The organism is Yoonia vestfoldensis SKA53 (genome assembly GCF_000152785.1).
GTDB lineage: Bacteria > Pseudomonadota > Alphaproteobacteria > Rhodobacterales > Rhodobacteraceae > Yoonia > Yoonia vestfoldensis_A.
In genome coordinates this window covers 688,132-714,648 of sequence record NZ_CH672414.1, presented here as the reverse complement: position 1 = coordinate 714,648, position 26,517 = coordinate 688,132, and the positions used below count along the sequence as shown (strand labels likewise).

Here is a 26,517-nt window from a genome sequence, read left to right as displayed (position 1 = left end):
ACAATTTGGGAGGGTAATTCATGCAGCAGCTGACCTACGCAGTGACTGGCGTTGCAAGTGGTATCGGTGCGGAACTTGCCCGCATTCTGACCGCCCAAGGCCACCGAGTGATCGGTTTTGACATTCAGCACACCGTCGAAAATATCGACCGTTTTATCCCGCTGGACCTGAATGATGCCGACAGTATTCAACAGGCGGCCCAAGCGATCAGCGAACCGCTGGATGGGCTGTGCAATAACGCGGGCCTGCCGCCGCGTGACGGGCTGGAGGAAACGATCCTACAAGTCAATTTCCTTGGAACGCGCGCATTGACATATGCTGTTTTGCCGTTGCTGCGCCCCGATGCCTCGATTATTAATATGGCCAGCCGCGCAGGCCACGGTTGGCGCGATGGTGTCGAACAGGTCAAACGCTTGGGGCGGCTAAAACGCCGTGATCAGCTGGCGCAATTTATTGTTGACGAAAAACTTGACGCCACGCGCTGTTACAATCTGACCAAAGAGGCGGTTATCCTGTGGACCCTTGCCGAAGCCGAGACGATTGTGAACCGCGGCTTTCGGATCAACTCGCTTAGCCCAGGTGGCATTGCCACTGGCATCCTTGGCGATTTCCAAAGAGCGTTCGGCGCGAAAATGGCTCGCAACGTCGCGCGGGCCGGTCGCCCAGGGCGCCCCGACGAAATCGCCAAGATTGCCGCATTCCTGCTGTCGCCTGCATCGAACTGGATCAAGGGAACCGATATCGCTATCGATGGGGGGATGGGTGCATTCAACCAGGCCGACCTGATGGACCTACACGGTCTGCGCCTGCCCGAAAAGGAAATGGCCGAATGAACAAGATAGATCAGGCCACAAAGGCCATCCCTGTTTCTGCGATAGATTTCTATTCTGACGCGTCAATCAGCGACCCCTATCCCGTTTACGAAGAACTGCGTGCCTTGGGTCCAGTCGTCTATCTTGAAAAGCATGATCTATACGCATTGCCAAACTATCGCGAAGTCAGCGAAGTTTTGCGCCAACCGCTGCGTTATTCGAATGCGCGCGGGGTATCGCCACTGCAAAAGGTGAACGATATCTTGATCGGCTCGACGCTGAATTCTGATCCACCAGCGCATGACCGCACGCGCGCCATCACCTCTGAGCCGCTGTTGCCCGGTGCCTTAAAAGAGGTCGAAGGCCGTATCCAGAACGCGGCTGACGGGTTGGTCGATACACTTTGCCAGCGCCGCGAGTTTGACGCGATCGCCGATTTCGCGCGTTTCCTGCCCGTGACAATCGTTGCCGAATTAGTCGGCCTGCCGCCAGTGGTGGATAGCGCGCAGATGCTCAAATGGGCCTCGGCAACGTTCAACCTGTTCGGTGCCGACAACGCGCGGACAAAAGAAGCGTTTGAGGACCTCAAGGATCTGCGCGATTTCCTGATTGAATATGGCCGCCCTGAAAAACTGATGGATGGGGGCTGGGCCAAGCGCATTTTCGAGGTCGGCCCCGAACGCGGCATCAGCTTTGAAACCTGCGCGCAGCTGATGCGCGATTACATCAACCCGTCCTTGGACACGACAATTTCGGTTTCGGGGCAGTTGATCCGTCTTTTTGCTGAAAACCCCGATCAATGGCAGAAACTGCGCGACACCCCCGAATTAATTGCCAATGCCATCGAAGAATCCATGCGCATCGCAGCGCCCGTGCGCGGATGGACCCGCTATGTCGCCGAAGACAGCAAATTGGCGGGTCATCTGTTGCCCCAAGGCTGCCGTGTGTTGGTGATGTTCGCGTCGGCCAACCGTGACCCGAACAAATACCCCGACCCCGCGCGTTTTGACATCACGCGCGACGTGCATGATCATGTCGGCTTTGGTCAGGGGGTGCATATGTGCATGGGTATGCATCTGGCCCGACTTGAGATGCAAAGCTTGGTGCGGGCGCTGCGCCGCCGCGTTGCACGTTTCGAATTGACCGCAGCGCCCCAGATCGCTCTGAACAATTCCATCAGGGGCTATGCCACAATGCCAGTTCGGGTGCATTTGGGCGACCAAGTGTTGCATGACGCAGACCGCATTGATGCCGCCAGCCCGTGGTTGGACGTCACGATCGCCACACGCACAGCCGCGGCCACGGATATTATCAGCCTTGAATTGCACAGTCCCGATGGATCGCCCCTGCCCGCATATGACGCGGGCGCGCATGTGGATGTCTATGTGAAATCTGGTTTGATCCGGCAGTATTCCCTGACGGGTGATCCTGCTGATCGCATGAAATACCGGCTGGGCATCCTGCTGGACCCCAATTCGCGGGGCGGTTCGGCGGCGATCCATGCCAAGTTCCAACAGGGCGCAAAAATTCGCATCGGTCGGCCGCGTAACAGTTTCCCGCTTATCGCGGATGCAGGCCATACGATTTTGTTCGCGGGCGGCATTGGTATCACGCCGATGCTCGGCATGGCCTATGCGCTGGAACGCTCTGGCGCCTCGTGGGAAATGCATTATTGCGGGCGCACTCTGGACCGTCTGGCCTTTCGGAACGAGTTGGCGCGCTTTGGCGGCAAAGTGCATCTGCATACCGACGACGGCACCAAGGATCAGCAGCTTGACATCAACGCGGTGCTGTCCAATGCGGCGCACGATCATCACCTGTATGTCTGCGGGCCAAATGGATTTATGGATTTCATCGTGCGATCGGCTGATGCGCATGGCTGGACCAAAGACACCATTCACCTTGAGCATTTTGGCGCCGAGGTGAATACCGACGGCGCACCCTTTACCGTGGTTGCCAAGAAATCTGGCAAGACCTTCGTGGTTCAGCCTGGCGAAACGATTGCGCATAAGTTGGCGGAAAACAGCATCGCCGTGCAGGTTTCTTGCCAGTCGGGGGTCTGCGGCACCTGCCTGACCCGCGTGCTGGAGGGGATGCCAGACCATAGGGATATGGTGCAAACAGATCTGGAAAAGGCATCCAATGCGCAGATTACCGTCTGTTGCTCCCGATCAAAGACAAAAACACTGGTTCTTGACGTCTGATGGGCAAGCCTAAAAACATTCTATTCATCATGTTCGACCAGCTTCGGTGGGATTACCTTAGCTGCGCTGGGCATCCACATTTGCAAACGCCGCATATCGATGCGCTGGCCGCCGAGGGAGTGCGTTTTACCCGCGCATATGTGCAGTCGCCCGTCTGCGGCGCCTCGCGGATGAGCTTTTACACAGGGCGCTATGTACATTCGCATGGCGCAACATGGAACCGTGTGCCGCTAAAGGTTGGCGAACGCACGATCGGCGACCATCTGCGCGATGCTGGAATGGATTGCTGGCTGGTGGGAAAAACCCACATGAAGGCCGACGACGAGGGTATGGCATGGCTGGGCATTGATCGCGAAAGCGTCATCGGTGCGCGTGTCGAACAATGCGGTTTCGACGTTTGGGAACGCGACGACGGTATGCGCCCCGAGGGGCCAGACGGCCTGTATGATGAAAAATATGGCGCTGCTGTCTACAATGATTGGCTGCGCGAGAATGGTTATCACAGCGCCAACCCTTGGCACGACTTTGCAAATAGTGGCCGCAAGGACGACGACCCCCAAGAAATGGCGTCGGGGTGGTTTCTCAAGAATGCGCGCAAGGCAGCGGCGATCCGCGAGGATGACAGCGAAACGCCCTATATGACATCGCGCGCGATCGCATTCATGCAACAGGCGGGCGATACGCCTTGGTGCCTGCATCTAAGCTATATCAAACCGCACTGGCCCTATATCGCACCAGCGCCCTATAACGACATGTATGGGCCAGAGCATGTTCTTGCCGTCGCGCGGCACAAGCGCGAGCTGACCGAAGCGCATCCAGTCTTCAAAGCCTTCATGGACGGGCGCATCGGCAAGGCATTCAGCCGCGACGAAGTCCGAGAGGCGGTGATCCCTGCCTATATGGGCCTGATCAAGCAATGCGACGACCAGATGGGGCGGCTGTTCGCTTGGCTGCGCGATACTGGCCGCTGGGATGATACGCTGATCGTGCTGACATCTGATCACGGGGATTATCTGGGCGATCACTGGATGGGTGAAAAAGACCTGTTCCACGAGCCGTCGGTAAAAGTGCCGCTGATCATACGCGACCCCAGTCCGCAAGCGGATGTCACTCGCGGTTCGACCTGCGATGCCTTGGTCGAGGCGATTGATCTGGCGCCAACGTTCCTAGAGGTAGCGGGCGGCGCGGAGCGGCCACATATTCTGGAAGGTCGGTCACTGATGCCTTGGCTGCATGGGCAGACGCCAGACTGGCGCGACTACGTTGTAAGCGAATATGACTATTCCATGAACCCCGCAGTGTCGAAACTGGCAAAAGATCCTTCGTCAGCGCGGCTGTTCATGATTGCCGATGCGAGGTGGAAGTTCATGCACGCCGAAGGCATGCGCCCCCAGTTATTTGATCTGCAAAATGACCCATTAGAATATGTCGATTTGGGCGAAAGCGCGGCACATCGGGACATCATCGCGCAAATGAATGACCGCCTGGCAATCTGGGCGCGCCGCCTGTCGCAGCGCACCACACGCACGGATGCGCAAATTATCACGGAACGCGGACGTTCGCCGATGCGGGGGATCACACTTGGCGTCTATGACGAGGCTGACCTGCCGCAAGAGATGACGCAGTTCTATCGCGGCAGGCCGCGCCCCGATCAGCCGTCCTGAAATGAAGCGCCTGTCGCTGTTTCCTGCGGGCCGATGGCTGCGCGGTGTTTCGTCATCTGCGATCAGGGCTGATCTTTTCGCGGGGCTGACTGGCGCAGCGATCGTCCTGCCGCAAGGGGTTGCTTTTGCAACGATTGCAGGACTGCCGCCTGAATTTGGCCTATACACCGCCATGGTAACGGCCATCGTGGCCGCGCTGTTTGGATCGTCCATGGTCATGGTTTCAGGGCCTACCACGGCGATTTCGGCACTGGTTTTCGTGACGCTGCAAGGTATCGCGCCCGCTGGTTCGGCGCGCTACATCGAACTTGCCCTGCTGCTGACGTTGTTGGTGGGGCTGTTTCAGATCTTGGCTGGTGTCGCACGGTTGGGGGGTCTTGTCTCTTTTGTTTCGCATTCTGTTATCGTCGCATTTACGGCGGCAGCGGCGCTGCTGATCGCGGTTAGCCAGCTTGCGGGTATGCTTGGCGTCAGCATAGCGGGGGGCGGCAATGTGATCGAGCGGGTCCACCGTGTGGCGGCAATGGCGGGTGACGTGAACCTCTTCGCGGTGATGATTGCGCTGGTCACTTTGGTGACGGTAGCAATCTGTCAGGCTTTTGCCCCGCGGCTGCCAGGTTTTCTGATTGCGCTAGGGGTTGGAGCAGGCGTTGCCGTTGCGACTGATGCCGCAAATCGCGGGGTTGAAATGCTGGGCGCCATCCCAGCCGCCCTGCCCAGCCTGTCGTCGCCACAGATCCAGTGGTCTGACATTGCCCTGTTGGCACCTGGCGCGGCGGCGGTCGCCCTTGTCGGCCTGCTCGAGGCGATCTCGATCGGGCGCACTTTTGCCATTCGGCGCAAGGAACCCTTTGCCCCCAATCAGGAAATGATCGCTCAGGGCCTGTCCAACGCGGTGGGCAGTTTTTTCAGCTGCTATGCTGGGTCAGGCTCGTTCACGCGGTCGGGCGTGAACGAGCAATCGGGCGCGCGAACCCCGCTTGCCGCAATCTTTTCCAGCCTTTTTTTAGCGGCGATCCTGCTGGCCCTTGGCAGCTACATCACCGTTATTCCGAAACCAGCTATGGCGGGCCTGATTATTTATGTCGCTTGGCGGCTGATCGACAAAAAGGAAATTCTGCACATCGTTCAAACTTCGCGGCCCGAAACACTGATCCTTGGGCTGACGTTGGGTGCGGGCCTTTTGCTAGAGCTGGATTTCGCGATCTATGTCGGTGTGATCGCATCCTTTTCGGTATTCATTTATGAAAGCGCGCATCCATCACTGCGCGTCAGTGCGCCAGTGATTTCAGCATCGGGTCGTCGCAAGTTTCGCAACGCCGACCTGCACGGCGTGCCAGAATGTTTGCAACTGGTATCAGTGCGCCTTGACGGACCCCTTTACTTTGGGTCAGTCGAACATATCGAGGCTCAGTGGCAGGCACTGCGGGCAAAGCGGCCCAAACAGATACATGTGATCTTTTATCTCAAGGGCGTGGGCAAGATCGACCTTTCGGGTGCCGATTTTCTTGTTCATGCCATCCGTGAGATCAGGGCCCAAGGCGGCACATTTCGGATCGTCGCGCTGTTTCCGCCGCTGCTGGAATGCCTGCGCCGGTTCCATGTGCTGGAGGAACTGGACACCGATTGCTTGTACATCTCCAAGGGAGATGCCATTGGCGCCACTGTCCGACACCTTGACCAGAGCATTTGTGCAGGCTGCATCAAGCGCGTTTTCACAGAATGCGCAGAACAACCGCACCACCAGACATAAGCTGAGCCGCCTTAGGCTGAACCTGCACCAGCCGTGGTCTAGTCTTGGAAGAACAATAGGCGCCATCACGCAGGCAAGCTGCGGCCGCAGGAGGCAGGTCGCATAATCGTAGTCGAACCCGATACAATCCGCACCCTATTCATTAGTGGCGTGACACCGGTAATTCGCCTGACCTACCCCCATTAAATGCAGTCTCTCTACAATAGGCTGAGGAAACGATCCGTGCCGTTATGACACATTACAATGCCGTTGCGCAGGCAATGTCTCTGTCGCTCTGGATCGAGCCGATTTACGAGATTGACACGAACAGTGACGAAATACGGTGGGAACCTTGGGTAGATGGTTACACTCGCGCGTTGGGCCTAAGACCGGATGCCTGGGAGAAGCTGCTAGATCGGGCCGATGAAGAAACCCGCAGCACCATGATCTTCCTGCTGGCTTTGCAGGATATATACACCGGCAAAAGTAAGTTCAGCGAAGAAGAGATTGATGAAATCGACCTCGAGGCGCCCGATCTTATCCCGAATTGCGTGGCTACGATCCTGCATCAATCGCGCCCTGAGCTGGCTGGGACGGTTGCAGCCAATCTCCCTGGTAAGCCACACAAGGCGGAACCCCGCCCCGGGCGGAACGATCCCTGCTCATGCGGATCGGACCGCAAGTACAAGCAGTGCTGTGGCCGGAATTGAAAAATAATGAATTCCGGTCTTGTTTCGTTGCGATCTGTGAATGTCCCAGCCACCGATCCAAGCCATGCAAGAGGCTGCAGGGTATTCGGACACACCAAACCCTTTTGTCCTTCGAACACGGTCCTGCAGATTGGGGGGCTCGTGATTTGTTGACGTGGTGTTGACGTAAACGTGCAAAAGGCCGATGGTATTATGATACCACCAACTTAAGCATTTGATATATTTGGAATATTTTGTTGCGGGAGTAGGATTTGAACCTACGACCTTCAGGTTATGAGCCTAAATTTACCAGAACTTTGCTAGCGGCCCATATTTTCAAAACCGCTACATACAATTGCCGACTGACATGCTCACCAAACTGGGAGTGTGTCAAAACCAACAACACCCTTTGTCTCGCAAGATAAGTTTTATACACAGCAAGGCATTTCAAGTTGGCTATAAGATTTACGAACTTATTTTACGGTCAGACCATTGTTGATCGATAAAGTGTATCCATAGATGTATCTGGATACCGATCATAAACTATATAATATAATATAAACAATGATTTAAGGGGGTGATTTGGCGGACAGACAGGGATTCGAACCCTGGAGACGGTCTCCCGCCTACACACTTTCCAGGCGTGCGCCTTCGACCACTCGGCCACCTGTCCGTTGCGCGGGTTTAGCCGCAACTTGGCAGACTTTGCAAGACCTTCCGAACGATTTGTTCTGCCTGTTTGCCCCTGCCCCGCAGCCCCGCTATATTGCCCTAACCCAAGCGGAGCTATTGACCCCCGATGTTGCATGACCCGCCCAAGCCGACCAGCCCGGAAAAGCGTATCGATACGGCCCGGCTGCAGACCGGCGCGCTGATGATAATCGCTTTTGCGGTGGTGTTGTTCCTGCTGGTGCAGGCCCGGTTCATCCTGATTTCATTGGCGACCGCGATCATCCTGTTCAGCCTGACCAGCGATGTGATCAATTTCATCGCCCGCCAGCGGATCGGCCCGTTGCGGATTCCAAATGCCATTGCCAGCATCGCGGCCATGGTGCTGATCGCGACGGCCTTGCTGATCCTGACATCGGTGCTGCTGGCGCAGGTCAACACCGTGCTGGTGACGACGCTGGCCTATACCGAACGGGCGCCATCGGCGATTGCGTCGATGTTTGGCTGGCTAAGCGAGGATAATCAGGCCGCCATTTTCAACGCGGTCCGGTCGATCGATGCGACCAGCTATCTGCGCAGCGCGGCAGGACAGGCCAGCGGCATCACACAGGCCACCGTTTTGATCATCCTGTTCGTCGGGTTTTTGTTCGCCGAACGGATCTGGTTCGATACCAAGCTTGAAAGCCTGATCGGCGACAAGGCGCAGGCCCTGCGCGTGCGCAAGATCATCCAGTCGATCATCCACCGCGTGAACTATTACCTGCTGGTCAAGACCGTGATCAGCGGCATCACCGGTGCGATGGTCTATGCGCTGGCCCTTGCCTTCCAGCTGGAACTGGCAACCGCGCTGGGCGTCATCACCTTTGTTTTGAATTTCATCCCCAATATCGGGTCGATCCTTGCAACCGGCCTGATCGCGCTGGTGACGCATGTGCAGTTCGGCGCCCCGAATACGACATTGGCGATATTCGTCATCGCGACCGGTATCCAGTTTCTGAACGGCAATGTCATCGACCCGATGCTCATGGGCCGCGCGCTGCGGCTGTCGTCATTCGGGATCATCCTGTCGCTTGCGTTTTGGGGGGCTGTCTGGGGCGTTCCGGGCATGTTCTTGTCGGTGCCGATCATGGTCATGTTGCTGGTGGTATGCAGCCATGTGCCTCACCTGCGCCCCTTTGCAATCTTGTTGTCACGCGAAGGATTGCCCGACACCGAACAGATGCTGAATGAAACGGCCAAGCGTGACGTTTTCCAAAAGCCGCCGAAACCCTCAGGCGGCATTTAGGGGCTCGCTTTGCCTATGACGGGTTGGCTGGCGTAATAGATCACATCTTCGGTGAAATATTGATAGCTGTCGGCGTTTTCAATCGCGAGGTCAGGCTCTTGCAGAGCCATGCCCATGCAATCGCGGCGGGTATAGCAATGATCCTCGGTCCCACCGGCGCTGCGGAAATGCGACAACTCATGGATCAAGGTGCCTTCGCGGGTGCCATTGTCACTGGCGCGGGTGCCAGGCCGCAGGGATGCAAGCACGGGCATGTCAAAGAAAGATGGACACAGATAGATATGATAAGGTTTATCCGCATAGACCCACGCATATTCGTCGTTGCCACACCCTTGGTCGCGCAGGGTGTCGCATTGCAAGCTGACACCGCCCGCGCGGATTGCCCGCACCACCGATTTAAGCGTGGCGCGCGCCGTTTCGGCGTTACGGTCGGAATAGGTGCCAAACCAGCGGGCATAATCCGGTGTATCGCCCACCGCGGAGGCAGCCGTGATTGCCAGGGATTTGGCGTGGTCCAATGCGGCGCGCACAATCACATCCTGCGCGGGGCTGCAATGCACCACATTCTGCGCTATCGCGGATTGCGCCCCCAGCAGACATAAAACAACCAATATCACCCGCATGGCCTAGTCCAGATGCAGATAGACACGCCGGTTCTGGCGGCCTTTCTTTTCAATCTTGCCAATCCGCACCGGCCCGATTTCGGATGTATTGGCGACATGGGTGCCGCCGCAGGGTTGCAGATCGGCGGTTTCCGCGCCGATCCCGATCCGCACCAGCCTGATCCGGCCCGACCCGCGCGGTGGCTGCACCGACATCGTTTTCACCAGATCGGGTTGCGCATCAAGATCAGCCTCGGTGATCCATTCCTCGGTCACGGCCATGTTGCAGGCAATCAACCGGTTCAGCGCGTCTTCGAGAGCTTCTTTGTCCTCCGGGGCATCTGGCATGTCAAAATCGAGCCGCCCCTTATCGGTGGCGATAGCCCCGCCCGACACCGGCAATGGGATCACGACCGATAACAAATGCAACGCAGTATGCACACGCATATGGCGGTATCGCCTGTCCCAGTTCAACTTTTGCAACAAGCTCTGTCCGACAGATGGCAAGGGGGCAGGTTCGGCCGGCAACAGGATGATACTGTCCCCCTCGCCCTTGACCGCCGTGGCGATATCCAGCGTGGTCCCCTGCCATGACAGGCTGCCACTGTCGCCCGGTTGGCCACCTGCGGTCGGATAGAACAGGCAGGCATCCAGTACGATCCCCCCTTCAGAGGTGATGTCCAGCACGCGGCCTTCGGCCTGACGGGCATAGGCATCGTCACGAAACAACGGGGTGGTCATGCGGGATCGCCTTTCAGGGTTTCGGGATTGCGCAGCCACAGATCCTGCTGCGGAAAGGGAATCTCGATCCCTTCGGCGGCAAATCTGCGGGCGATTTCGTGGTTCATCTCGGATTTGACGCGCAGGACGAAATTCACGTCACGCAGGATGGCGCGGATCTCGAAATCCAGTGAACTTGCGCCAAAACCGATGAACAACACCGCGGGGGGCGGCGTGACAATGACCATCGGATGCGCCTGCGCGATCTCGGACAGTATTTTTTCGACCACTGCGGTATCGGTGCCATAGGCCACGCCCACCGGCACGATCACGCGACCTACCAGATTGCCGCGGGTCCAGTTGGTGACCTGCCCGCTGACCAGATCGGCATTCGGCACGATGACATCGGTCCGGTCAAAGGTTTCGATCCGCGTGGAGCGCACCGAGATCGCGCGCACATAGCCCATCTGGCCGCCAACCTCGATCCAGTCGCCTTCGCTGATCGGGCGTTCGATCAGCAAGATAATGCCAGACACGAAATTCGACACGATATTCTGTAGGCCAAACCCGATGCCCACCGACAGCGCCCCCGCCACAATAGCCAGGCTAGACAGGTCAATCCCCGCCGATGTGATCGCGATCAGCGCCGCCAGCAAGATACCGACATAGCCAAACCCAACGGCGATGGCGTTCTGCCCGCCGAGGTCCAGCCGTGTGCGTGGCAATACGGTGCGCCGCAACGTGGCCTGAATGAACCGCGTCAGCGCATAGCCCAGCGAAAAGATGATGGCGAAGGTCAGGAAATCGGTGGGCGAAATCCGCGTCTCGCCGATAGCAAACCCTTCGCGGAACCGGTTCCAAATTTCCAGAATATCGTCGGTGCGCGCGCCCCAGATCAGGGCAAGGACCGGCAGGCTGCCAAGATAGATCGCCAGACTGGCAAGGACAGGCAGCAGGGCCATCAGGCCTTTGGCTTCGTCGGCGGATGCGTGGCGCAGAGTGATGTCATGCACGATCCGCTGCAAGACAAGGATCGCCCCCAACAAGGCCAGCGACAGGATCGAGGATGTCAAAATCCCCTGCCCCGCCGCCGAATAGCCCACAGCGGCCAGCGCCGGGCTTGCCACCGCCACGATCGTGCAGAACCGGCCAACCTGTATCCGCATCCGGCCTTGCGACACAGGCGCGGTGTCGGATGCGATGGGGGGCGTCTTGATCAACCGTCCCAGCTGCCAGAACAATGCGCCAGCCACGCCGATCACCGGCAAGCCCATGGTGGCCGCAACCCCCGCTGCCAGATCGACAGACCCCGCCGCCGCCTCGAACACGGCACCAAAGGCCAGTACCCATGCCAGCGCCAGCGTGATCCGCCGCGCATTGGCGCGGGTGTCTTTGCCATACCCAAGATGCGCAGGCAGTGTGCCGTCGCTGAACACCTGCCGGCCCAGCCACCAGCCCAGCACCACCGTCATCCCCGCCGCAGGGATCGCGGCGATCACCGCCTGTCCGCGCAGCCCGAAGATCGCCAGCGTATCCAGCCCCTGCGCCAAGGCCACCAGCCCGACCAGCGAGACAAGGATCTGCATCAGCGACAAAAGAAACAGCCAGATCGGCAGCAGGAACGTGTCACGATGCGACAACCGCGCACGCCATTGCACCAGCCACCAACGCGTATAGCCGACCAGCAACACCGCAAGGCCGATGAACAAGGCCGCGCGCGGCAGGTTCGCCAACAGCCGCCTGTTACCGGACTGGACCTGCAAACCAGCCAGCGTTTCCGCGCCGACGGTGCGGAACACCTGCCATGTCGCACTGGCCGCCGCCGGCCAGAGCGCGGGGTTCAGCGGCGACGGCCCCCGCTGGAACAGCTGGGCAGTCTGTTGTTGCAGGACCTTCATGTCCAGCTCGCTGATCAGCCCGTTGGCGCGCGCAAAGGCCTCTTGCGCCAGCGCGCGGGGCGCCAGCAGGGCGTCACGCTGCGCCTGCAGTGCGGCCCGCCTGTCGGCGACCTGTGCTGGTTCTGCGCCGCTGTCTGGCATGGCGCCCAATGCGGACAGCTGCGCATTCACCGTCGCAAGCCTGTTCGCGTTGACATTGCTCTGCGACAGGAAATGGTCGCGCCACCCCGCCAGTTCTGCACGCAGCCGCATGATCGCAAATTGCGAGGATGTGTCGCGCATCACCAGCGTTTCGGCCCGTTCGGCCAGCGCGGACCACACGGCGGTATCGTCATAGGGTCCACCCGGCAATGGCGCTGCGTCCTGCGCCAGCGCGGCCATCGGCCACAACAGGCAGACGAGCAGGCGAAAGACCAGCGACCGTGCCGTCATACGGCTGCGCGCACCGATGGCACATCGGCCTTTTCTTCCAGCCATGCCGGCACCGGCAGACCCTTTTCGCGCATGAAGGCGGGGTTGTAGATCTTGGATTGGTACCGGCTGCCGACATCACACAGGATCGTCACGATCACATGGCCTGGCCCCATATCGCGCGCCATGCGGATCGCACCCGCCATATTGATCGCGGTGGACCCGCCCATGCACAGACCTTCGTGCTGCATCAGGTCATAGATCAGCGGCAAGGCTTCGGCATCGGGAATCCGATAGGCGTAATCGGGGGTCAGACCTTCAAGGTTGGCCGTGATCCGGCCCTGCCCGATGCCTTCGGACACCGACCCGCCCTCGGATTTCAAAGCGCCATGTTCATAGAAATTATACAGCGCCGATCCTTCGGGGTCGGCCAGCCCGATCTTGACGCCCTTGGGCTGCAGCGCAAGCGCGACGCCTGCCAGCGTGCCGCCGGACCCCACCGCGCAAATGAACCCATCCACCTTGCCATCCGTCTGCGCCCAGATTTCAGGGGCTGTGGTTTCCACATGGGCCTGCCGGTTGGCCGTATTGTCGAACTGATTGGCCCAGATCACGCCATTGGGTTCGGTTTCGCGCAGCGCAATGGCCAACCGTTCGGAATAGCGGACGTAATTGTTGGGGTTGCTATAGGGGGCGGCAGGCACCTCGACCAGCTTGGCGCCCGCAAGGCGCAGCATGTCTTTCTTTTCCTGACTTTGGGTTTCAGGAATGACGATCACCGTCTTGAACCCCATCGACGAGCCCAGCAGCGCCAGTCCGATCCCTGTATTGCCTGCCGTGCCTTCGACGATGGTGCCACCCGGGCGCAGATCGCCGCGCGCGATGGCATCCTTGATCATGTAAAGCGCGGCGCGATCCTTGACCGATTGGCCAGGATTCAGAAATTCGGCCTTGCCCAGAATGGTGCAGCCTGTCGCCTGCGATGCGGCGCGCAGCTTGATCAGGGGGGTATTGCCGATTGCTTCGGCGAAATCATTGCGGATCTGCATCATCAGGGCCTTTCATTACACCCTTGATGTGTAGAACCGCACCCGCCCGACATCAACCCATCGCGCGCAGCAGGGCCGGATCAGCCCTTGTGACACCAAGGCCCTGTGAACGAAAAGGTCCGCTACCTAGCGATATTTCTGTCCAACATATTCCGTCACCCAAGCACATAAAACGGCACCACCAAAGAGGCTTATGAACAGGTTTATATCGGTAAACCGGCTGCTTTCAGAGATCATCAGATCGAAGATATCGAGGATCGCATCTGACAAACCTTGATAGCGGTTGTGCAGCGAGTGGCGGATCATCTGCGAAAAGGCGATCACCAACAGTGACAAAAAGCCAAAGGCAAACCCCGCCGTCACACCGGCCCCGATGGCGGCGCCATATCCGTTGCCCGCGCGCCGCCCCACATAGCGCCAGCCAAGGTAAAGACCGATGATCACGCTGGCCGGCAGGAAAGACCTGGGCGGTCTGCCTTCAAGGAAAAACGGCGCAGCCAGCGCTGCATGATAAAAACCCCAAAGCCCGAACAAAATCGCCCCAGCCAAACGCGCGGCTGTGGGCATAGAAGACCGATACGATACCGACATCTTGCAACCTCATACTCGTTACCAAACACTTGAAACCTTACACCAACACGCCCCGATCAGGACGCGCGGGTCACCGTTATCTGCGTGACGTCGCAGTTTCCACTATGAAATGTCCCCGCGCAAGAGGTCAGATAAAAGTTCCACATCCGCCGGAACCTGTCATCGAACCCCAACGCCTGCACCTGATCCCAGCGCGCGTTGAACGTGTCGTGCCAGCGGCGCAAGGTCTGGCTATAGCTTTCGCCGAATTCGATCGATTGCGCGACTTGCAGCCCTGCTTTTTCAATCTCTTGGCGCAGAACAACGGGGCTGGGCAACATGCCACCAGGAAAGATGTATTTCTGGATGAAATCGACGCCGCGTTTGTAGACATGCCAGCGCCGGTGTTCGACGGTGATGATCTGCAAGGTCGCATTCTTGCCGGGCTTGAGCCTGTCGTGCAGGGTTTCAAAATAGACCGGCCAGTATTTTTCGCCCACCGCCTCGAACATCTCGATGCTGGCGATGCCGTCATAGATGCCTTTTTCGTCGCGGTAATCCTGCATCTTGATTGTGACCTTGTCGGACAGACCGGCCTTTTGCATCCGCTCCACCGCATAATCATGCTGCGCCTGGCTGATTGTCAGACCGGTCACGCGCAGCCCGCGTTCCTTGGCGGCATATTCGGCAAACCCGCCCCAGCCACAGCCGATTTCCAGCACATGATCGCCCGGTTGCACGCCCATCTGGTCAACCATGCTTTTGTATTTTTCGATCTGGCCTGCTTCCATGCTTTCCTGACCGGTGACAAACTTGGCCGAGGAATAGGTCATCGTGTCATCCAGCCACAGACCATAGAATTCATTGCCCAGATCATAGTGATAGCTGATGTTCTTGCGCGCCTGCTTTTTCGAATTGTTCTGCAACCAAAACCGCACCCGTTCATAAAACCGCACCAGAAACTGGCCTGGAAAGCCGTCATAGATATGTTCCATGTCGTCATGCATCAGATCCATGAAAGCCATCAGGTCGGGCGTGGACCACCAGCCGTCCATGTAGGATTCGCAAAAGCCCAGATCGCCTTCGCGCACGGTGCGCGCAAAGACATCGGTATTGTGGACATGCACTTCGGCGACATAGCCGGGTTCGGCCCCGTCGGCACGGAAATGGCGGCCATCGGGCAGGATGATATCGAGCCGTCCGCGTTTCATCGACTTGAGCGTGTCAAAGACATTGCTGAAATACCGCGGCAGTCCGGTCTGCCCATGCGTGGTCGTCAGAATCATGCGTATTCCGTTCGTAAGATTTGTGGTGACTGCGTTGACAGCTAATTAACCTTTGCGCCGGCGAAGTCACGGCAATCCTTGTCAAAAAGTCACTGCATGGTTCAAAATCCGCGGTTGCCGTAGGCGTCAAGCGCGCGGGTCCGGCCCTGTTCGGGGGTGACCACGGGGTCGGGATAGGCGGCGTCAGGGCGCATCTGCCAGCTTTGCGGGATCATTTCGAAATAGGTCAGCGCGCTGTCTTGCGGGCTGCGGTACCGTTCCGCGATCCAGCGTTTGACATAGGCGCGGTCTTTGTCGAATTTATCCAGCTGCGTCACCGGATTGAACACGCGGAAATAGGGCGTCGCATCCGGCCCCGACCCTGCCGACCATTGCCAGCCCATCGCATTGCTGGCGGGGTCCCAGTCGATCAGATGATCGGCGAACCAATCCAGCCCGACTTTCCAATGCGTCAGCAGATGCTTGGTCAGGTAGGATGCGACAATCATCCGGCCCCGGTTATGCATGGTGCCGGTGACATACATCTCGCGCATGGCGGCATCGACAAAGGGGATGCCGGTGCGCCCTTGTTGCCATGCCGCCACCTCTGGCGTGATCTGGGTATTCCACGGGAAAGCATCCCAATCCTCTTTCCAATTATCCGTCAGGATACGCGGCGTGTGATGCGCCAGGTGATAGGCGAATTCGCGCCAGACCAGTTCTTTGAGAAACACCTCGGCATCGGCCTTGCCGTCGCGCAAGGCGCGCTGGCCCGCATGCCAGCACATGCGCGGGCTGATTTCGCCGAAAGTCAGATTTTCGGACAGGTTCGACGTGCCTTTGATCGCGGGCAAGTCGCGGCCCTTGACGTAATTAGCGACGCGGTCGGCAATAAACGCACCCAGCCTGTCACGCGCTGCATCTTCGCCCACGGTGCAATGGCGGGCCAGAATATCGCCCCCGCGCTGCATCGCGCGGCGCAGCTGCCAATCGGCCAGCGCGTCGCTGGCAGGCCAAACGGCGGGGGCCGTGATTTTCGCAGGGCAAGGCAGGGGTTCGGCGACTTCATTGCCCCGCACAGCGTTCCACATCGGGGTGTAGACCTTGTAAAAGCCGCCCGTCTTGGTGGCGACTGTCCAAGGTTCGAACAGCAGATGTCCGGTGAAACTGCGCGCCACGATCCCGTCTGCTTTCAGCGCAGATTTCACAGCTGCATCGCGGTCATTGGCCGTCGCATGGTAAAGCCGCGACCAGTAAACAGCCCCTGCCCCCGTTTCACGGATCAGATCGCGCAGCACGCCAAGCGCCGGACCCTTGCGCAGGATCAGCCTGCTGCCCCGATCCGCCAACGTCTTGCCAAATTGCGCCAGTGCCAGATCCAGCCGCAGTTTCTGCGCGCCCCCCAGCGAGGCCACCTGATCGTCGTGGATATACACAGCAATCACAGGCTGCCCGCTTTCGCAGGCAGCGGTGAGCGCGGGATGGTCGGCAAGCCGCAGGTCGCGGCGGACCCACACGATGATCGGTGTTTGTGTCATAGCACCTGATCTAGCGCCGCCATCAGCTGGTCAACCTCTGCCATGCTGGTGTAATGCGTGAAACTGACCCGCAGCACGCCTTTGTCCAGATCGACCCCCATCGCCTGCAAGGGACGCTGGGCATAAAAATCACCGCCCTCGGCCATGATCCCGAACGGCACCAGCCGTGCGGCGACATCGGCAGCATTGCCTTGCAAGGCCATCGCCACGGTCGGCGCGCGGGTTTTGGCATCCGCAGGGCCGATCAGCCGAACCGAGTTTTTGGCGCTGACATAATCCAGCAGCGGCGTCAGCAAGGCGATTTCCTGCGCGCGCATCAGGTCATGTGACAGCCGCGCGGCAGAGGCACCGGTGCCACCGCCGTGATGCTGAGACATGGCATCGAAATAATCCGCCATACCGGCACTGGCCGCGATCTGCGCATGATCCGGGCCTGCGGGGGTGAAGCGTTTATAGAGCACATCACCGTTGAAATGGTGCCCCTGATTGGGCAGCTCAAACCCGAAATCTTCGCGGATCACCATGATCCCCTGATGCGGGCCATAGGTTTTATAGGCGCTGAACAGATAGACATCGCACCCCAGCGCGCCAACATCGGCAAAGCCATGTGGCGCATAGCTGACCCCGTCAACACAGACCCGCGCGCCTGCCGATTTGGCGACCTGCGTGATGGCTGCCACATCATTTATGGCCCCTACCACGTTGGAACAATGCGGAAAACAGACCAAAGCTGTATCATCACCCAAAAGCTGCGCCAGATCATCGGGGTTCAGCAGCCCCGTGGCGGGATCAAGCTGCCATTCGACCACGCGCACGCCATCCTCGGCCAGCCTTCGCCACGGGCCGGAATTGGCCTCGTGGTCCTGACTGGTGACGATGATCTTTTGCCCCGGCTTGATCCAGCGGCGCACGGCCTGCGCCAGCACATAGGTATTCTGCGTGGTGGACGGGCCAAAGGACAATTCGTGCCGTGCCACCCCCAACATCGCGGCCAGCCGCGTGCGAGCCTCGTCCATTTCCGCGCCGCCAAGGCGCGAGGCCTCGTAAGCCGAATAGGGCTGGACCTTGCGCTGGGTGTAAAACCGGTGCAGCCGGTCGATGACCTGCTGGCAGGCATAGGACCCACCCGCATTGCCGAAAAACGCCTGTCCTTGCAGGCCGGGTTCCGAGAACGCGGGGAATTGCGCCCGCACCCATGCCAGATCAAGCATTCACATCCACCACCACACGGCCCTTGACGCGGCCTGCCAGAATATCCGCACCCAGTTGCGGCAGCTCCGCCAGCGTCGCGGGCTGGATCATCGCGTCAAGCTTGTCCATCGGCAGATCGCGCGCGATCCGCGCCCAGGCGCGCAGACGGTTGTCGTAAGGCTGCATCACGCTGTCGATGCCCAAAAGGTTTACCCCGCGCAACAAAAACGGAATGACCGTCGCAGGCAAGTTCGCGCCCCCGGCCAGCCCCACGGCCGCGACCGAGGCGCCATATTCCATCTGCCCCAATACGCGCGCCAGCATCGCGCCACCCACAGCATCAACGCAACCGCCCCATGTTTCGCCTTCCAGCGGGCGTTTGACCGTTTCGGCCAAGTCTTCGCGTGCGACAATCTGGGTGGCACCCAAAGATGTCAGGTAATCGGCTGTCTCTGGCCGTCCGGTGACAGCGGCGACCTGATACCCCAGATGCGCAAGGATCGCCGTCGCGACGGAGCCCACGCCGCCGGCAGCACCCGTCACCAGCACGGGACCAGATTTGATGCCGTGATCTTCCAGCGCCATCACCGCCAGCATCGCAGTAAATCCGGCAGTGCCGACCGCCATCGCAGCCCGTGTCGTCAAACCATCGGGCAAAGGCACCAGCCAATCGGCCTTGACCCGGGCCTTTTGGGCATAGCCGCCCCAATGCGCCTCGCCCACGCGCCACCCAGTCAGCACGACCTTATCGCCCGGCGCATAGCGCGGATCGTCCGACGCCTCGACCGTGCCGGCAAAATCAATGCCGGGGATATGCGGATAATGACGCACCAACCCGCCACCCGGCCCGATGCACAGCCCGTCCTTGTAATTCACGGTCGAATAATCAACCGCGACCGTCACATCGCCCGCGGGCAGCCGGTCAAGCGTGATGTCCTGTACGGCGGCGTGGGTTTTGCCGGTATCATCTTTGTCGACAATCAGGGCCTTGAACATGGGTCTATCCTTTATAAAGCGAAGCAGAAATCATTGGGTAACGCGCGTGTGAAAAAGCGTTGATCATTGCGGGCCATGCCAGTCAATCTGGCAAATCTCGGCGCTGCGCCCGTCAAAGTCCCACACGCGGCCAAAAGCGCGCACGCGGCCCTTGGTGGCCGTGGCGACAGTAATGTCAGGCCCCATCCAATAGCCGGTATTAGTGACAACGATATCGGTGTCAGGGTCTTTGCCCACAACAGGCACAATTTCGCCCTGAATCGCTTTGCCGACCATCAGGCGGCGGGCCTTGCCTTCGGTTTCAAACACGACAGGCGCGCGTTCGGCGCCCAGAAATTCGCTGACCAGCACCTTGAACAGGCCCGTGGTGCCACGCGCCTTGCCGGTAAAAATATTAAGCAACCCGTCATAAGCGGCCGCAGAGGCGCGGTCGTCGATATAGGCCGCAGCTTTCCAATTGCCGCGGGCCATCAGACCGGGGATTTCCAGCACCAGCCCGACGTTCAGCCCGCCAAGGTCTTCGTCACCATAATGGCCATCGTCGATGCGGATGCCCGCCCAGGCCTGACAATAGCCCTCGGTCGGGGCATGTTTGCCCAGTGACACCACGCAGGGGCAGAACACCGTGCAATTGCAGTTGAGGATCAATTCCCCTTTGATCGCCCAAGGCACTGTGCCGACAAGTGCGTTCTGATCCAAAGCCATAATATTTTCCTTTCTAAACCGTGCGCAGCAGGACGAGAAACGCCCCAAAAATCAGGATGACCCCCAAAGGCCGCGTGATATAGCGACCGACAATGTCCATCTTTTCACCCACCATGATCAGCGTGGCGACCCCCATGAAGGCAAGGTTCATCACCCCGCCCACGAAGGCAAGCAGCATCAGCGCCCAACAGCAGCCAAGGCAAACAAGGCCAAGCCTGACACCGTTGCGCCATGGCCCTTCGTCCCAATGCTGCATGAAAAATGTCAGCGGGCGGCGGCATTTGGCAAGGCAGGCTTCTTTCACCGGGGAAAACTGGTACAGCCCCGCGCCCAGCAGCAGCCCTGCCGTCAGCCAGACCGACAGGCTGTCGCCAATCGCGCTGATCAGCCCGAAACGGTACAGCCCCAGCTGGAGCGCCGCGGCGGTCAATGCAAACCCGATCCAGACGCAACCATAGCCCAGCACCAGTGGCAGAAACGGCACGCCGGTCTGGCGGCCCAGATCGTCATGGGTGGCAAAGGCGGGCAAGGCGCTGGGCAGCATCATCGCCGCCGCCATCAGCGCCCACATCAGCGCGGCATTGGCATAGCCCGCCCCGTCGAGCGTGACCATGCAAAGCGTGTCCCAGAAATCGGCACCGTAAAACCGCGCGGCGCTGCGCAGATCAGCCGGGACCGCCAGCACGAACAGCGCCGACCAAGCCACCAGAATCAGCCCAAAGACCAGCAGCCAATGCGCCGTTCCCATTCCCCTGATCCTGTCTGCCAGCAAATTAAGCATCCCCCCGTATCACCAAAGCCTGTCAGACAATCACCGGCCCGGCAATGCGCAAATACCCTTGCAGTGCGGCAGGCACGCACCTAGATTTCACGTCAACTTCAACCGGGAGAACCAAAATGAAGATAACAAGATTCATGGGTGCCACCTGTGTCATGGCGCTGGCCACCACAGCCTTTGCACAAGATGCCGAATTACTGGTGTTCGATTATTCCGGCTTCGAGATGCCGGAATACCATCAAGGTTACATCGAAAAGCACGGGGCCAGCCCGACCTTCACCTTCTTTGGCGACGAAGACGAGGCGTTCCAGAAACTGCGTTCAGGTTTCCGGGCCGATGTGTCGCATGTCTGCGCGCCGTCGGTCACGCGCTGGACCGAAAGCGGCATTCTGGAACCATGGGATACCGCGCGCATCACCGCCTATGACGATCTGAACGCCAGCCTGACCGGCGAAGAAATCGGCGCAGGCCAGACCTATTTTATCCCGACAGATTTCGGGTCCACCGCCATCGCCTATAACCCTGACGAGGTCCCTGCCGCAGATGTGGCCAGCCTGCAGGTGTTCACCAACCCTGCCTATGCCGGCCGCATGACGCTGCCTGACAACGTTGATGACGCGTTCGCGCTGGCCTATCTGGCGACCGGAGTCACCAACTGGCAAGAGGTGACGGATGAGCAGTTCGAAGCAGCCGCCAACTGGCTGCGCGCCGTCCATCCGAACCTGCGCACCTATTGGACCGATCCGGCCGAACTGGCGCAACTTTTGTCCTCGGGCGAAATTCTGGTCAGCTGGGCGTGGAACGAAACCTACCCCACCATGGTCGAAGAAGACCGTCCCATCGCGTTCCAGCGTCAAGCAACCGAGGGGTCGTCGCTGTGGCTGTGTGGTTATGTGAAACTGGCCGAAGGTCAGGGCAGCGTGGACAAGGCCTATGATTATCTGAACGCGTTTTTGGCGGAATCGTCGGTCCTGCCGTTGCTGGAAGCGGGCTATGGCTCTGCCAATGCCGCAGCATTGAACGCGCTGGTCACCGAAGAAGATCTGGTCGCTTCGGGCCTTGAGGACATCGACGTGCCGATCCTGGCGCAATTGCCGACCAGCAATGACGACCGCGAACGGATGGCAGAGACGTTTGAATTGATCAAAGCCGGGTTCTGATCTGGTCCTTTGCAAAGAACGGGGGCGGTGCCGATGGTGCCGCCCTTTTTCTTTGCCGGCCCGTTGGCGCAAAAAAGTGACTGGACCTTCGCGCGAAAGGTCGTAAACCACTGCGCATGCAACCGCAGCGTCACACCACCGCGACCGCCCGCCACCCGCGCCTGATCTGGCGTATGGTGCTGGCGTCTGTGCTGTCGATGGCGCTTGTTCTGGTGGGTTTCGGGCATCGCCCCGCGCAGGCCGAACCGCAGGCCATTGCCTATCTTCTGGCTGGTGGCGATTGGGCCGATCTTTGTGCGCAAGACGATTTGCCGCATCGCGCGGGCGACCATTGCGCAGCCTGTATTCTGGCCAAGGCCATGACATTGCCTGCCCCCGTGCTGACACCGCGCGCCACGGTGACCGCGCAGCCTATGGTCTGGACAATGCAGGCCACGGCACGCCCCGAGCTGAAAATCGCCAATGCCTATCCGGCGCGTGCGCCCCCGTTTGCTGATCATTCAACTTCTCTTTGAAACGATCATCGGCGCAGCCTGCCTGCGCATAACGGAAAGATATATCCTCATGAAAACGACCTTTTTGGCCAGCTTGGCCCTGCTTGCCATTGCCACCACGGCCACGGCAGATAGCGCGATCAGCGTCAGCGATGCCCGCGCTTTTGAAACTGCCCCCAGTGCAATGGCGGGTGGCGGGTTTTTTGCCATCACCAATACCGGCACCAGCGATGATACGCTGATCGCCGTACTGGCCGATTTCCCGCGCGTTCAACTCCACACCACCGAATTTGAAAATGACATCGCCCGCATGGTCCATGTCGATACAATCCCCGTGCCTGCGGGCGAAACCGTCACACTGGAACCGGGCGGGCTGCATGTGATGTTTATGGGCCTGCAAGGCAATCCGCTGATGGCAGGGGCCACAATTGACGCCACGCTGGTCTTTGAACAGGCCGGCGAAATCCCCGTTACCTTTGCCATCGTGAAACGCGACATGGCAGGCCACGGCAAAACCCACTGATCCTGGCATGGCACCACCCTGCCACCGTGCGGGGGGTGCCACATCCCGAAAGGAAACCATATGAAATCTGTTATTATCGGATCAGGCGTTCTCGCTGTTGCGGTCGGGCTGGGGGTTTACACTTGGCAGACCACCAATGCCGTACCTGACCCTTGCGGCAATACCACCGTTGCGGGTGCGGCTATCGGCGGCCCGTTCGAGCTGGTCTCGGAAACCGGTGCCACCGTCACCGACACGGATGTGATCACCAAGCCGACGCTGGTCTATTTCGGCTATACCTTCTGCCCCGATGTCTGCCCGCTGGATTCGATGCGCAATGCCATCGCGGCGGATATTCTGGCCGATCAGGGCGTTGATATCGGCACCGTGTTCATTTCCGTCGATCCGGCACGCGACACGCCGCAGGTTGTGGGTGATTTCACCGATAATTTCCACGCTGACATGATCGGGCTGACCGGCAGCCCCGACCAGGTGCGCGCGGCATCCCAAGCCTACAAGACCTATTACCGCGCGGTCGAAGGCGACCCAGAGTATTATCTGGTCGATCATTCGACCCAGACCTATCTGATGTTCCCGGACACGGGTTTCGCCACTTTCTTTCGGCGCGACACGCCCGCCGAACAGGTGGCCGAAATCACCGCCTGTTTTGCAGGCCAGCTGGGCTGATTTTGCAAATATGTTGATCTGGCGCAATAAACCGCGCCGGATCATCTGCAAGATGGCCTGATGGATCATATTGCAAATCTGCGCCGCATGGGTCTGTTCGATGCGCGCGTGCCCCGCTACACCAGCTATCCTCCCGCCACGGCGTTCACCGCGGGGGTGGGGGCTGATTTCCAACGCGCAAGCCTTGCCGCGCTGGACCCTGCCGTGCCGGTGTCGGTCTATATCCACATCCCTTTTTGCGAACGGCTGTGCTGGTTTTGCGCCTGTGCCACACAAGGCACCAGCACGCTGAAACCTGTCGAAAACTATCTGCGGGTGGTGCAACTGGAACTGGCGTTGCTGGCGCGCGCGCTGCCTGCCGGTATCCGCATGGGCCAGATGCATTGGGGCGGCGGCACACCCACGATCCTGCCGCCCGCCATGATCCGCGATCTGGCACAGGCGGTGAAGGCGGTGATCCCGCCCAGCGATCATTTCAGTTTCTCGGTCGAGATTGACCCCACCTTGGTGGATGATGCCAAAATCGCCATGCTGGCCAAGATGGGCATGACCCGCGCCAGTATCGGGATTCAGGATTTCGCCCCAGATGTGCAGGCCGCGATTGGCCGCGAACAAAGCTTTGCCGCAACCAAGACCTGCGTGGACAGCCTGCGCGCGGCGGGGATCACATCGCTAAACGCCGATCTGGTTTACGGGTTGCCGCATCAAACCCAGCCGAAACTGGCCGATACGATCGCGCAGGTGCGCAGCCTTGATCCTGACCGGATCGCGCTGTTCGGTTATGCGCATGTGCCGACTTTTTCCAAACGCCAGAAACTCATCCCCGACGCAGCCCTGCCCAAGGAAGAAGACCGGTACGCGCTGGCCCAACAGGCCGCGCGCGCGTTTACGGATGCAGGCTATCTGCCCATCGGGATCGACCATTTCGGCAAACCCGCCGACAGCCTGACGCAAGCGATGCAAGCGGGCCGCCTGCGGCGCAATTTCCAAGGCTATACCGATGATACCTGCCCCAGCCTGATCGGGATCGGTGCGTCGTCGATTTCGCATTATGCGGGCGGCTATGTCCAGAACGCCGCCGCCACCGCCGCCTATATCGCGCAGATCGCAGCGGGCGATCTGGCCGGCCATCGCGGCTATGCGATGGGGCCGCAGGACCGGCTGCGCGCACAGGCGATCAGCATGCTGATGTGCGATTTTCAGATTGATCTGACCGTGCTGCACCAACACCCAGAGGCTGCAATTCTGGCCCCCGTGCATGATGCGGTACTCGACCAATTCGCAGGCATGGTGGTACGCGACGGCGATACAATCCGCATCCTGCCACAAGGCCGGCCGCTGACGCGGATCATCGCCAATGCCTATGACGGGTCGGGTGCGATGGCGGCGCGCTATTCCCAAGCCTCTTGATCTGGCGGGCCGTTGCGCCAGTTTTAGGACTGAAAAAGGGAACAATTCATGGACATCATCAATATCATCTTTGCGCTGGCCAGTATCGGGCTGGGTTTCTTTGGCTGGCTCGCCCCGCGCTATACGCTGGAAACGCTGGATTTGCAGGCTGGGCCATCTGGTATGGGCCCATCCGAAATCCGCGCGTCGGCGGGCGCTTTGTTCGTGGGCATGGGTGTGGGCGCGCTGATGATTGGCGGGCCAGAAGCCTATGCCATGCTGGGCTTTTGCTGGCTGGGGGCAGCTGTGGGGCGCGCGACGTCGCTGGCGCTTGACGGCACATCACGCAAGAAATGGACGTTCTTTGGGATCGAAGCTGTCGTTGGTCTGGGCGCGCTGGCGCTGAACCTGCCTCTTGCATTGTGACGGATGAAAGCCTACCTCTGAAGTGTCCTTCGGGACTATGGACATAAACGCGCTCGTAATACGCGGATCGGACCCGGGGGCGGTACCCGGCGTCTCCACCAAACACTGCTCATTTGGCAGCCATGGGGACGAAACAGGATCGACGAACGTCTAAAGGGGTTTGCTTTGGCTCGGTGAGTTACCACCGTTATCGGTACAAAAAAGCTAGTTGCAAATGACAACAAAGCACCAATGGCGATGGCTGCGTAAGCAGTCGGAACTATTGAAACCTTAAGCCCTATGGTTTTGCGACCATAGGCGGGGTCCGCAGGTACCTGGCAACAGAAACCTGCACCTTCCCCCCCCATTTTTGCTGATCACAGACGGTTTCGTGATGATCACTGCAGCCAGCAAGGACTTGCCAAGCCTTGGCGGGGCAAGGATGCTGGGCCATGCGTTGTCTTGTCCCGTTTTTCTTTGCCCTGTCGGTCACGCCTGCGGTCGCGTGCGAAACAGCACTCTTGCTCACGATCGATGTGTCCAACAGCGTCGATGCCGCCGAATACCGCCTGCAAACCGATGGCTTGGCCGATGCTTTGCGTGATCCCGCCATCGTGGATATCATGCTGCGCGACCGTGTCGCTGTCGCCGTTGTGCAATGGTCGGGGGTGGCAGACCAGGTCGTGGCCATCCCTTGGGAACGGATCAGCCATGCCGGTCAGCTGGACCAGCTGTCGCGCCGCGCCCGCACGATGGAGCGTGCTTTCGTTTTGTCCGGCACCGCCACAGCCGAGGCGCTGCTGTTTTCACTGGCGCAATTCGATGCGGTCGCCGATTGCAAACGCAAGGTGATCGACATTTCCACCGACGGCACCGCCAATGCGGGCGGCGACGTGCGCCTTGTGCGGGGCCGCGCCGAACGTGCCGGAGTCACGATCAACGGGATCGGGATCGAAAGCATGGGGCGCACCATTACAAACTTTTTACAAAGCGCGGTCATCACGCGGGACGGGTTTGTCATGACGGCCCGCATGCATCAGGATTATCCCGCAGCGATCAGGGCCAAGATCCTGCGCGAAATTTCCAAAGTGGTTGGTTAGGA

The 26,517-nt window shown here is 59.4% G+C and carries 24 protein-coding genes, 1 tRNA gene and 1 other RNA gene; 14 read left to right on the top strand and 12 right to left on the bottom strand.

Translation table 11 applies throughout. The features are described from left to right. Positions 1–20 precede the first annotated feature (20 nt). The 5 genes from SKA53_RS03565 (at position 21) to SKA53_RS03540 (ending at position 7,122) form a co-directional block, all read left to right on the top strand. Positions 21–833: a coniferyl-alcohol dehydrogenase gene (locus tag SKA53_RS03565; RefSeq protein ID WP_007204682.1), complete on the top strand. Its 813-nt coding sequence runs from the start codon at positions 21–23 to the stop codon at positions 831–833. Continuing rightward, entirely contained in the window at positions 830–3,016 is a 2,187-nt protein-coding gene (locus tag SKA53_RS15125; protein ID WP_007204681.1) for a cytochrome P450/oxidoreductase, read from the top strand. Before SKA53_RS03565 ends, SKA53_RS15125 begins: the two co-directional genes overlap by 4 nt. Beyond that, entirely contained in the window at positions 3,016–4,680 is a 1,665-nt protein-coding gene (locus tag SKA53_RS03550) for a sulfatase-like hydrolase/transferase (RefSeq protein ID WP_007204680.1), read from the top strand. The genes SKA53_RS15125 and SKA53_RS03550 overlap by 1 nt, the downstream gene beginning before the upstream one ends. Before the next feature lies 1 nt (position 4,681). After that, on the top strand, positions 4,682–6,433 hold the full coding sequence (locus tag SKA53_RS03545; protein WP_007204679.1) for a SulP family inorganic anion transporter: 1,752 nt from the start codon (positions 4,682–4,684) through the stop codon (positions 6,431–6,433). A 218-nt stretch (positions 6,434–6,651) separates the two neighbouring features. Next, a complete protein-coding gene (locus tag SKA53_RS03540) occupies positions 6,652–7,122 on the top strand; it encodes a UPF0149 family protein (protein ID WP_278007859.1) in 471 nt (156 codons plus the stop codon). 562 nt (positions 7,123–7,684) lie between these two features. Here the strand turns inward: SKA53_RS03540 and SKA53_RS03535 are convergent. Further along, positions 7,685–7,774 (bottom strand) — tRNA-Ser (locus SKA53_RS03535). 126 nt (positions 7,775–7,900) lie between these two features. On the opposite strand from SKA53_RS03535, the gene SKA53_RS03530 reads away from it, so the two are divergent. Continuing rightward, the gene (locus SKA53_RS03530) at positions 7,901–9,055 is read left to right on the top strand and encodes an AI-2E family transporter (RefSeq protein WP_007204677.1); all 1,155 of its coding nucleotides are present in this window, start codon (positions 7,901–7,903) and stop codon (positions 9,053–9,055) included. On the opposite strand, the gene SKA53_RS03525 is transcribed toward SKA53_RS03530, so the two are convergent. The 11 genes from SKA53_RS03525 to SKA53_RS03475 all read right to left on the bottom strand — a co-directional run bounded on the left by SKA53_RS03525 (position 9,052) and on the right by SKA53_RS03475 (position 20,748). Then, positions 9,052–9,678: a M35 family metallo-endopeptidase gene (locus SKA53_RS03525; RefSeq protein WP_007204676.1), complete on the bottom strand. Its 627-nt coding sequence runs from the start codon at positions 9,676–9,678 to the stop codon at positions 9,052–9,054. The two genes, SKA53_RS03530 and SKA53_RS03525, sit on opposite strands and share 4 nt — an antisense overlap. 3 nt (positions 9,679–9,681) lie before the next feature. Then, positions 9,682–10,398, bottom strand: a complete 717-nt coding sequence (locus SKA53_RS03520; protein ID WP_007204675.1) for an alanyl-tRNA editing protein — start codon at positions 10,396–10,398, stop codon at positions 9,682–9,684. Beyond that, complete coding sequence (locus SKA53_RS03515) at positions 10,395–12,707, bottom strand: DUF3772 domain-containing protein (protein WP_007204674.1); 2,313 nt, start codon at positions 12,705–12,707, stop codon at positions 10,395–10,397. Before SKA53_RS03515 ends, SKA53_RS03520 begins: the two co-directional genes overlap by 4 nt. Beyond that, the gene (locus SKA53_RS03510; protein WP_040483101.1) at positions 12,704–13,735 is read right to left on the bottom strand and encodes a cysteine synthase A; all 1,032 of its coding nucleotides are present in this window, start codon (positions 13,733–13,735) and stop codon (positions 12,704–12,706) included. The genes SKA53_RS03515 and SKA53_RS03510 overlap by 4 nt, the downstream gene beginning before the upstream one ends. A 126-nt stretch (positions 13,736–13,861) precedes the next feature. Continuing rightward, positions 13,862–14,302, bottom strand: coding sequence for a TrgA family protein (locus SKA53_RS03505; RefSeq protein ID WP_007204672.1), 441 nt, complete (start codon positions 14,300–14,302; stop codon positions 13,862–13,864). Between the two features lie 80 nt (positions 14,303–14,382). Beyond that, positions 14,383–15,591, bottom strand: a complete 1,209-nt coding sequence (locus SKA53_RS03500; RefSeq protein WP_007204671.1) for an SAM-dependent methyltransferase — start codon at positions 15,589–15,591, stop codon at positions 14,383–14,385. 101 nt (positions 15,592–15,692) lie between these two features. Then, positions 15,693–17,108, bottom strand: a complete 1,416-nt coding sequence (locus tag SKA53_RS03495; protein WP_007204670.1) for a cryptochrome/photolyase family protein — start codon at positions 17,106–17,108, stop codon at positions 15,693–15,695. Then, positions 17,105–18,319, bottom strand: coding sequence for an aminotransferase class V-fold PLP-dependent enzyme (locus SKA53_RS03490; protein WP_007204669.1), 1,215 nt, complete (start codon positions 18,317–18,319; stop codon positions 17,105–17,107). Before SKA53_RS03490 ends, SKA53_RS03495 begins: the two co-directional genes overlap by 4 nt. After that, positions 18,312–19,295: an acryloyl-CoA reductase gene (gene acuI / locus SKA53_RS03485; protein WP_007204668.1), complete on the bottom strand. Its 984-nt coding sequence runs from the start codon at positions 19,293–19,295 to the stop codon at positions 18,312–18,314. The genes SKA53_RS03490 and acuI overlap by 8 nt, the downstream gene beginning before the upstream one ends. A 63-nt stretch (positions 19,296–19,358) precedes the next feature. After that, positions 19,359–20,000, bottom strand: coding sequence for a DUF1326 domain-containing protein (locus SKA53_RS03480; protein ID WP_007204667.1), 642 nt, complete (start codon positions 19,998–20,000; stop codon positions 19,359–19,361). 13 nt (positions 20,001–20,013) lie between these two features. Next, positions 20,014–20,748 carry a DUF2182 domain-containing protein gene (locus SKA53_RS03475; RefSeq protein ID WP_007204666.1) on the bottom strand — a complete coding sequence of 245 codons (735 nt, stop codon included), beginning with the start codon at positions 20,746–20,748 and terminating at the stop codon, positions 20,014–20,016. Between the two features lie 149 nt (positions 20,749–20,897). On the opposite strand from SKA53_RS03475, the gene SKA53_RS03470 reads away from it, so the two are divergent. The 8 genes from SKA53_RS03470 (at position 20,898) to SKA53_RS03440 (ending at position 26,515) form a co-directional block, all read left to right on the top strand. After that, entirely contained in the window at positions 20,898–21,938 is a 1,041-nt protein-coding gene (locus SKA53_RS03470; RefSeq protein ID WP_242601238.1) for an ABC transporter substrate-binding protein, read from the top strand. A gap of 116 nt (positions 21,939–22,054) precedes the next feature. Then, positions 22,055–22,453, top strand: a complete 399-nt coding sequence (locus SKA53_RS03465; protein ID WP_007204664.1) for a hypothetical protein — start codon at positions 22,055–22,057, stop codon at positions 22,451–22,453. 49 nt (positions 22,454–22,502) lie between these two features. Next, entirely contained in the window at positions 22,503–22,955 is a 453-nt protein-coding gene (locus SKA53_RS03460) for a copper chaperone PCu(A)C (RefSeq protein WP_007204663.1), read from the top strand. A gap of 60 nt (positions 22,956–23,015) precedes the next feature. Continuing rightward, positions 23,016–23,621, top strand: coding sequence for an SCO family protein (locus SKA53_RS03455; protein ID WP_007204662.1), 606 nt, complete (start codon positions 23,016–23,018; stop codon positions 23,619–23,621). 60 nt (positions 23,622–23,681) lie between these two features. Next, a complete protein-coding gene (gene hemN, locus SKA53_RS03450; protein WP_007204661.1) occupies positions 23,682–25,031 on the top strand; it encodes an oxygen-independent coproporphyrinogen III oxidase in 1,350 nt (449 codons plus the stop codon). A 48-nt stretch (positions 25,032–25,079) separates the two neighbouring features. Next, entirely contained in the window at positions 25,080–25,436 is a 357-nt protein-coding gene (locus SKA53_RS03445; RefSeq protein WP_007204660.1) for a DUF4345 family protein, read from the top strand. Continuing rightward, positions 25,422–25,771, top strand: a transfer-messenger RNA (tmRNA) gene (gene ssrA, locus SKA53_RS15120). Before SKA53_RS03445 ends, ssrA begins: the two co-directional genes overlap by 15 nt. Before the next feature lie 96 nt (positions 25,772–25,867). Next, positions 25,868–26,515, top strand: a complete 648-nt coding sequence (locus tag SKA53_RS03440; protein WP_007204659.1) for a DUF1194 domain-containing protein — start codon at positions 25,868–25,870, stop codon at positions 26,513–26,515. Positions 26,516–26,517 lie beyond the last annotated feature (2 nt).

Excerpts from the sequence above, each read along its gene's own strand:
- SKA53_RS03460 (WP_007204663.1), top strand. The coding sequence starts at position 22,503 with ATGAAAACGACCTTTTTGGCCAGCTTGGCCCTGCTTGCCATTGCCACC.
- SKA53_RS03505 (WP_007204672.1), bottom strand. The coding sequence starts at position 14,302 with ATGCCCACAGCCGCGCGTTTGGCTGGGGCGATTTTGTTCGGGCTTTGG.
- SKA53_RS03520 (WP_007204675.1), bottom strand. The coding sequence starts at position 10,398 with ATGACCACCCCGTTGTTTCGTGACGATGCCTATGCCCGTCAGGCCGAA.
- SKA53_RS03530 (WP_007204677.1), top strand. The coding sequence starts at position 7,901 with ATGTTGCATGACCCGCCCAAGCCGACCAGCCCGGAAAAGCGTATCGAT.
- SKA53_RS03545 (WP_007204679.1), top strand. The coding sequence starts at position 4,682 with ATGAAGCGCCTGTCGCTGTTTCCTGCGGGCCGATGGCTGCGCGGTGTT.
- SKA53_RS03465 (WP_007204664.1), top strand. The coding sequence starts at position 22,055 with ATGCAACCGCAGCGTCACACCACCGCGACCGCCCGCCACCCGCGCCTG.
- hemN (WP_007204661.1), top strand. The coding sequence starts at position 23,682 with ATGGATCATATTGCAAATCTGCGCCGCATGGGTCTGTTCGATGCGCGC.
- SKA53_RS03565 (WP_007204682.1), top strand. The coding sequence starts at position 21 with ATGCAGCAGCTGACCTACGCAGTGACTGGCGTTGCAAGTGGTATCGGT.
- SKA53_RS03525 (WP_007204676.1), bottom strand. The coding sequence starts at position 9,678 with ATGCGGGTGATATTGGTTGTTTTATGTCTGCTGGGGGCGCAATCCGCG.
- SKA53_RS03455 (WP_007204662.1), top strand. The coding sequence starts at position 23,016 with ATGAAATCTGTTATTATCGGATCAGGCGTTCTCGCTGTTGCGGTCGGG.
- SKA53_RS03440 (WP_007204659.1), top strand. The coding sequence starts at position 25,868 with ATGCGTTGTCTTGTCCCGTTTTTCTTTGCCCTGTCGGTCACGCCTGCG.
- SKA53_RS03550 (WP_007204680.1), top strand. The coding sequence starts at position 3,016 with ATGGGCAAGCCTAAAAACATTCTATTCATCATGTTCGACCAGCTTCGG.
- SKA53_RS03475 (WP_007204666.1), bottom strand. The coding sequence starts at position 20,748 with ATGGGAACGGCGCATTGGCTGCTGGTCTTTGGGCTGATTCTGGTGGCT.
- acuI (WP_007204668.1), bottom strand. The coding sequence starts at position 19,295 with ATGTTCAAGGCCCTGATTGTCGACAAAGATGATACCGGCAAAACCCAC.
- SKA53_RS03445 (WP_007204660.1), top strand. The coding sequence starts at position 25,080 with ATGGACATCATCAATATCATCTTTGCGCTGGCCAGTATCGGGCTGGGT.
- SKA53_RS03510 (WP_040483101.1), bottom strand. The coding sequence starts at position 13,735 with ATGCAGATCCGCAATGATTTCGCCGAAGCAATCGGCAATACCCCCCTG.
- SKA53_RS03490 (WP_007204669.1), bottom strand. The coding sequence starts at position 18,319 with ATGCTTGATCTGGCATGGGTGCGGGCGCAATTCCCCGCGTTCTCGGAA.
- SKA53_RS03495 (WP_007204670.1), bottom strand. The coding sequence starts at position 17,108 with ATGACACAAACACCGATCATCGTGTGGGTCCGCCGCGACCTGCGGCTT.
- SKA53_RS03500 (WP_007204671.1), bottom strand. The coding sequence starts at position 15,591 with ATGATTCTGACGACCACGCATGGGCAGACCGGACTGCCGCGGTATTTC.
- SKA53_RS03480 (WP_007204667.1), bottom strand. The coding sequence starts at position 20,000 with ATGGCTTTGGATCAGAACGCACTTGTCGGCACAGTGCCTTGGGCGATC.
- SKA53_RS03515 (WP_007204674.1), bottom strand. The coding sequence starts at position 12,707 with ATGACGGCACGGTCGCTGGTCTTTCGCCTGCTCGTCTGCCTGTTGTGG.
- SKA53_RS15125 (WP_007204681.1), top strand. The coding sequence starts at position 830 with ATGAACAAGATAGATCAGGCCACAAAGGCCATCCCTGTTTCTGCGATA.
- SKA53_RS03470 (WP_242601238.1), top strand. The coding sequence starts at position 20,898 with ATGAAGATAACAAGATTCATGGGTGCCACCTGTGTCATGGCGCTGGCC.